General features: G+C 49.0%; 7 protein-coding genes. 2 read left to right on the top strand and 5 right to left on the bottom strand.

What is annotated here, in order from left to right:
- A partial coding sequence (locus tag C557_RS0121155; protein ID WP_018753433.1) for a transposase occupies positions 1-217 on the bottom strand: 217 nt, incomplete at its 3' end.
- A 510-nt stretch (positions 218-727) separates the two neighbouring features.
- Here C557_RS0121155 and C557_RS0121150 point away from each other — a divergent pair.
- Positions 728-940, top strand: coding sequence for a hypothetical protein (locus tag C557_RS0121150; RefSeq protein ID WP_018753855.1), 213 nt, complete (start codon positions 728-730; stop codon positions 938-940).
- A gap of 77 nt (positions 941-1,017) precedes the next feature.
- Here the strand turns inward: C557_RS0121150 and C557_RS0121145 are convergent, their stop codons facing one another.
- A complete protein-coding gene (locus C557_RS0121145; RefSeq protein WP_018753854.1) occupies positions 1,018-1,959 on the bottom strand; it encodes a DMT family transporter in 942 nt (313 codons plus the stop codon).
- 226 nt (positions 1,960-2,185) lie between these two features.
- Here C557_RS0121145 and C557_RS0121140 point away from each other — a divergent pair, with 226 nt between their 5' ends.
- Positions 2,186-3,049: a sulfurtransferase gene (locus C557_RS0121140; RefSeq protein WP_018753853.1), complete on the top strand. Its 864-nt coding sequence runs from the start codon at positions 2,186-2,188 to the stop codon at positions 3,047-3,049.
- A gap of 261 nt (positions 3,050-3,310) precedes the next feature.
- On the opposite strand, the gene C557_RS0121135 is transcribed toward C557_RS0121140, so the two are convergent.
- From C557_RS0121135 to C557_RS0121125, 3 genes are all read right to left on the bottom strand, one after another.
- Positions 3,311-4,159 carry an ABC transporter permease gene (locus C557_RS0121135; protein WP_018753852.1) on the bottom strand — a complete coding sequence of 283 codons (849 nt, stop codon included), beginning with the start codon at positions 4,157-4,159 and terminating at the stop codon, positions 3,311-3,313.
- 78 nt (positions 4,160-4,237) lie between these two features.
- Positions 4,238-5,395, bottom strand: coding sequence for an extracellular solute-binding protein (locus C557_RS0121130; protein ID WP_018753851.1), 1,158 nt, complete (start codon positions 5,393-5,395; stop codon positions 4,238-4,240).
- A gap of 28 nt (positions 5,396-5,423) precedes the next feature.
- Entirely contained in the window at positions 5,424-6,416 is a 993-nt protein-coding gene (locus C557_RS0121125) for an ABC transporter ATP-binding protein (RefSeq protein WP_018753850.1), read from the bottom strand.
- Positions 6,417-6,427: the final 11 nt, after the last annotated feature.

The following is a 6,427-nucleotide window of genomic DNA, read 5'->3' as shown; positions in this document are numbered from 1 at the left end:
CCTTCTCTTTTAAGAGTTGTTCTAATTCTCGAAGCCGTTCCACACTGGAGATGGACTCATTCTTGAACTCGCGATATTTGGCTTTCCAGGCATGCAACGTCTTTGCTGGGATGTCCATCTCTAAGGCGATTTCCTCCACCGATTTCGTCTGTTCATGGAGATATTTAGCTGTTTGTCTTTTAAATTCTTCGTTATAGCGATTCCGCTGCTCACCCACGTGAACACCTCCTCAGTTAGTTTTATTATCTTTTTCTCTTAACGAGGTGTCCACTTTTTATTCTAGCTCTAGATTTCAGACTGTTGAGAAAGTTGGTTCTCCGTACATCTCGGATAGAAAAGCCCTTAGCTTATAAGGGTTCTTTCCGTATAAATGGTACGTTACGCCCTTTCTCAACAGTCTGAGGATTTCCCACAGATTTCCCGCTGATTTCCCATTGATCTCCCGCTAGATTTCCATTGATCTTTCATTCATCGATCTCTCACTCATTGATCTACCGCTGGATCTACCACCGAATATCCCACTACTGTACATCAGCATTAGAGATTAAGGTTCAGTGTGCTAAGATACAGTGTGCTATAGACAAAACGGCACGTGGATGGGCTGCCGAAGCAATATTCTCAAGCGATTCCCTGCCCGCTTCGCCCCTCCCCTTTTCAGACGAAGGCGCAGCAGGTACAATAACAGATATGTTTACAAATCCAGACCTGCCATAAGGAGAATCCCTTTATGCCCACTGTCAGACAACTATTCACCGAACAGGACTTTCACGAGGCTATCGACAAGAAGCTGCGTGTTCGCGTGTTTCATAACGACCACCTCATCGATTCGGGGAGCATCATTATTCGCTTTACCGGAGAGACCGTTATTACCCAGTCCAGCGTTAGCGAGTTGGCTTATCACCCGCGCCAGAAATGCCAGTTCTTCGAGGTGCGGAAATAAATAACCACGTGCGCCAAGTTAAGCGAGCCATGCATTGTGCCGGAACCCTACCCTACCTTACCCTACCTTATCTTACCCTAACCTGACTTTCCTTCCTGTCCCGCAGCAAGCACCTGCGGGCTGCCGGGCTCCAATACCGTAGCCTCTTTGCCATAGCGGATAAAAATCCAGACTCCAAATAAGATAAGCCCCCCTGCAGATAGCTGTAAGGGGGTAAGACTTTCCTTCAATAGTACCCAAGCCAGTAATGAAGCAAAGACCGGCTCGCCCAACACGGCCATGGATACAACCGATGCACTTAAATATTTCATAAGCCAATTGAATAAATAATGACCAAACAAGGTGGGGATAACGGCTAGCAGCAAAAAAATCCCCCACTCCCCAAGACCATATCCGGTGAATGGAATGCCAGCAGCCACATTGTACATCGCCATGGCGATACCAGCCACCAAAAACACGATAAAGTTATAAACAAAGGCGCTCACATGGTGCAACAATTGCTTGCCTGCCAGCATGTGTACCGCAAGAGCCACCGTACCAAGCAGTGACAAAAGATCACCGGTGACAGCTCGGCGTGACAGAGCAAAATCACCAGAGCCAATAGCTATAGACCCCAGGACGGCTAACGTTACCCCAATGACCATCGCCTTGTTGATTTTTGTCTTGAACAGATAAAAGGACCCGAACATCACAATGATCGGCTCTAAGGTTAAAATTACCGTGGAGCTGGCTACTGTTGTTAAACGAAGCGAACCCATCCATAACAACAGGTGCAGCCCCAGCATCATGCCGGAAAACAACAGGCCGCCCCATTGTTTGGCGCTTAATTCGCGCAGTTCCTCACGGTATCGCCACAACAGCGGAAGCATCAGCAAATTGGTGAAGAACATGCGGTACATCCCGATGACCGAAACGTCGGCATGGGACCAGCGAATAAAAATAGATGAGAACGAGATGGCAATGATACCGATAATATACAAAATTTCATACTTGCCCAGGGGCTTGACCGCAGTGTACATATGCTTCTAAATTCCAGCTTTCCATCAATAGATTTGCCTGACAACACCTATGCAAACCACTTCATTATAGCTAAGATAGACCTGTTCCTCAATCAAAATTTTCAAGAGCCAAATGAAGATCTCATCTTATTTACAGTCCTGTATTCATAACCTTGTACCTTTGTGCTATATTTGAACAGGGCCGCTCATATGAAGCGGCCTATTTGGTAACTTTGGAGGATTGAACATGAATCAGATGGTATCAAAAGAATGGCTGCTTGCTCGCATGTACGAGCCTGATTTGGTCATCGTGGATTGCCGTTTCTGGTTGAACGATCCCCATGCTGGGCGAGAACGCTACAATGAGGCTCATATCCCGCGGGCTGTATATCTCGACCTGGATGAGGACCTGTCCGCCCCCCTCTCCCAGCATGGCGGCCGACACCCTATGCCTGAGCCAGAACAGATGGCTCACACCTTCGGGCAGGCCGGGCTGAGCCAGGACGACCGCATCGTCATTTATGACGACAATGATGGAATGATTGCCGCCAGGTTATGGTGGATGTTGACCTACCTTGGACATACACAGGTCTTCCTATTGGAGCAAGGCTACAGTGCCTGGAAGAAAGCGGCCTTTCCAATTACCGCTGACCAGCCAGTGGTCATACCCAAGACATTTGAGGCTCGCCCACAACCAGAGCTTATAGCCACGCTGGAGGAGGTTCGTGAGATCATATACCAAGACCCATCCGCACGAGTTGAAGCCGCAGGGCCCAAAGTGTTGATCGACTCCCGGGAGCGCAAACGCTATCTGGGCCTGGAAGAGCCTATCGATGCCAAAGCCGGGGGCATTCCCAATGCGTTCAATTACTTCTGGAAGGAAGTTTTGACCGAAGAAGGACGTCTCAAGCCAACGGCAGCGTTGGAAGAGCATTTCTCCGGGCTGGATAAGAATCAGGAGATTGTGGTTTATTGCGGCTCCGGCGTCTCCGCCTGCCCGAACATTCTGGCCTTGAAGCAGATCGGCTTCAAGCATGTGAAGTTATACCCGGGAGGTTGGAGCGACTGGATTTCCTACCCGGACAATCCCGTTGCCAAGGGCGAGGAGTGAGAGCTTTCGTAAGACATACTGGCATAATGAACAAAGCAATTTCTACCGCAATTTGACAATAAACTGCGAACCAGCTCCCTTTATCAGAGATCAGGAAATTTCTATTCACTGGGCTTGTCGCAACCGGCTTGAACAGGGACTTGCGCCCGAGCGCATAATCAAGAGCCGGCTTGGGAATTAAGATTATTCTCAAGCCGGCCCTTCTACACATGTTTGTTTTCTATGTCACTTATTCCCAACGATTATACCCTTCCCCTGCGTCTATTTCTCCCATTGCTTGTCGCGCATATTAGTATAAATGTAGACCGCCGCAGACAATGAGCAAAGAAAGAACATCAGCACCGACAGCGCTGCCGCATACTCATAATTCATATTACTAAACTGCGTGAACAATGAGATTCCGAGCATCTGCGGAGATGAGGAATCCATCAGATACGGCGTCGTGAATGAACCGATATTACTCATGAAAATAAACGTTGCGGCAATCATGACATCCTTCAGTGTCAAGGGCAGAATCATATGAACAAACAGCTTGATGCGGCCGGCTCCGACATCCCGGGCCGAATCAATCAAGGACTGCGGGATATTGGACAGAGCCGCCATCAACAGCATGGTCGCAAAGGGCACATTAAACCATAGGTTCATCAGAATAATGCCTTTCTCATTAAACATCAAGCCGGGCTTGATGTCATATCCGAATGCCAGCGCAATCCGATTCAGCAGACCTGAATCGCGAATAACGGTAATCATGGCATTGACCGCTACCAACCCCGGTATGAATCGGGGAAGCAGATACAAGGCTCCGATAAGCCTGCTTGCCCACGACTGAGTAAACCGCAGGTATAGCGCCAGTGCATATGCCAGCACGATCGACAACAGGACAGTTATAATCACAATGTACGATGTATAATACAAATTGTTCAGCGCAATTTTGCTAGTAAACAGCGTGTAATAATGATCCAGTCCGTAACGATCCTCCTCCTGGATGTGGAAGCTGCGCACCATCACGTTCAGAATCGGATATGCGACAACTCCCATTATCAGCAAGAACGCTGGCGCCACGAAAAGATAGGGTATCCATCGCTGCAAATGATTTTTACGGACGATCACCGCTCATTTCCCCTTCTCCTGGCCAACGGATAGCTGTGCCAGTCATAATCATTGTGCTTGCCTCGTGTATATCGTTCTTTATTCCAATGTGCCAATTTCTTCGTCCCAGCGCTCATTCAGCTTCGTTCCCAACCCGCCTATGCTGTTGATGCGAAACTCTTCGATCTCCAAGCCGGAAATAATATCTGCCAACTCAGGGTCCAGCTTCGAAAATTCAATGACCGGTATAGCCGCCATACTATCAAGTGCAATATTCTGAGCCTCCGGCGTCAGCATGTAGTTGATAAACGCATGCGCCCCCTCCGAATTGCTGCCGAATGCCGGGATGCCGAGCGCAACCGTACTTCCGGTAAACGACGGAGCGATTTGGGCAATCTCAATAGAGTCCGGAATGACGCCCTCTCTTTTCTGCGAAATAATCATATCCGCCCATGCCGGAATCATATCCACTTCCTTGTTTGCCAGCAAATCGATCGAACCCTGGTTCTTGTTCGGATAAACAACGCGACCGCCTGACTGGTACAGATAAGGATGTAGTTCCTCCAGGAATTTGAATCCCGGATCCCACTCTGCCGTCCATTTCTCATCCGACGAGGTAAGCGCTTCTGCCGCCAAATCATTATACACAGACGTTACAACAAATGAGCTGCCCGCGCCTCCGGAGCCGGGAGTGTTGTAGGCAAAGCGCCCCGGATGATCCTTGATCCATTGATACATATCTTCAGCTGTTTTGGGCGGTTCGGGAACCGTCTCCGAGTTGTAGGCCAAGACAACAGTCGTTCCCCGATAGGGGACAACTAAATCACTGCGGTAAGTTGCTTCAAATTGCAGATCTGACATATTCGGAACCTTGCTCGTGTCGATCGGAACGAACAAATCCTCCCCGCCTTCTGCCAAATATTGCAGAACTGATGTAGCATCAAGCTCAATCAGGTCAAAATCGGTCGATGTCTCGCCCGCCTTCTTCGCTGCAATAATGCGGTCAATCAGGTTTTGCGTGCCTGTACCGGATGTAATAAATTGCAATTCCACTTCGTAGCCGTCTGGATTATTCGCATTAAAGTATCCAATCTGCTTCTCGAACATCTCTCTCACGTTGTCAGAACCTCCCGCCCACAGCGTGACCTTCTTGTTGCTTTCGCCTTGCCCGCCTTCCTCCTGACCGCCGCAAGCGGCCAGCAGCATCAGGCTCGCTACCAGCAGAACTGTAAGCATCCATTTTATTTTTGTACGCATTTTTGTACCTCCAGGTTTTGGGATTCTCCTAAATCATGTGAAGTTTCTGTTCGGTCATAAAACGTATGCCAACCTCTTCCTTCAATCGATACTCGTCCACAACGTGACGCGGCTGGAATGTCTTGATCATCTGTTCGCCTGCCTGAACATTAATTTCCGCATAATGCCCCAGCAGCATAATTGCAGCGATTTCCCCCTGCATCTCACCGCCTCCACCTTTAATCAGTTCAACTTGCTCCGGTCTTACGGCTATCGAAGTGCCATCCCCCCTTTCAATAAAGTTCATATCTCCTATGAAGGAAGCGACATAACGGCTTGCAGGGTGATCATACACTTCCATAGGCGTACCGATTTGCTCTACATGACCTTTGTTCATGACAACAATCCGGTCCGATATCGCCATGGCCTCTTCCTGATCATGTGTAACGAACACGACCGTAATATTCAGCTCTTGCTGGATGCGCTTCAGTTCCATGCGCATCTCTGCGCGAATTTTGGCATCGAGCGCCGAGAACGGCTCGTCCAGCAGCAACACCGAAGGCTTGAGCAGCAATGCACGGGCAATCGCTATCCGTTGCTGCTGACCGCCTGAGAGCTGAGCCGGATACTTCTTCTCGCTGCCCGGCATTCTGATCAGCTCCAGCATTTCAATTATCTGCTTGCGAATCTCGCTTTTTGCCACTTTGCGTAGCTTCATGCCAAATGCCAGATTGTCGTAGATCGTCATATGCGACCACAAATTATAGCTTTGAAAAACCATAGCGGTCGGCCGCTTCTCCGGCGGCAGCGCAGCAACGGACTGTCCATCAATGCGGATATCGCCTTCATCGACATCGACAAAACCGCCGATAGAGCGTAGAATGGTCGTTTTGCCGCACCCGGAAGGACCCAGCAATGTGACGAACTCTCCCGTACTCACATTCAGATCAATATTATGAATTCCGTCCCCGTTCTTGTATCGCTTGTGCAACCCTGTAATCTGTAATTTGTAAGAATCTGTCGTTGAAGATATGGTGCTCATGATGCGCCTCC

The organism is Paenibacillus sanguinis 2301083 = DSM 16941, from assembly GCF_000374825.1.
In the GTDB taxonomy this organism is placed as follows: domain Bacteria; phylum Bacillota; class Bacilli; order Paenibacillales; family Paenibacillaceae; genus Fontibacillus; species Fontibacillus sanguinis.
Note: the sequence above shows the minus strand (reverse complement) of the source record. Positions and strands in the feature narration are given on the sequence as shown.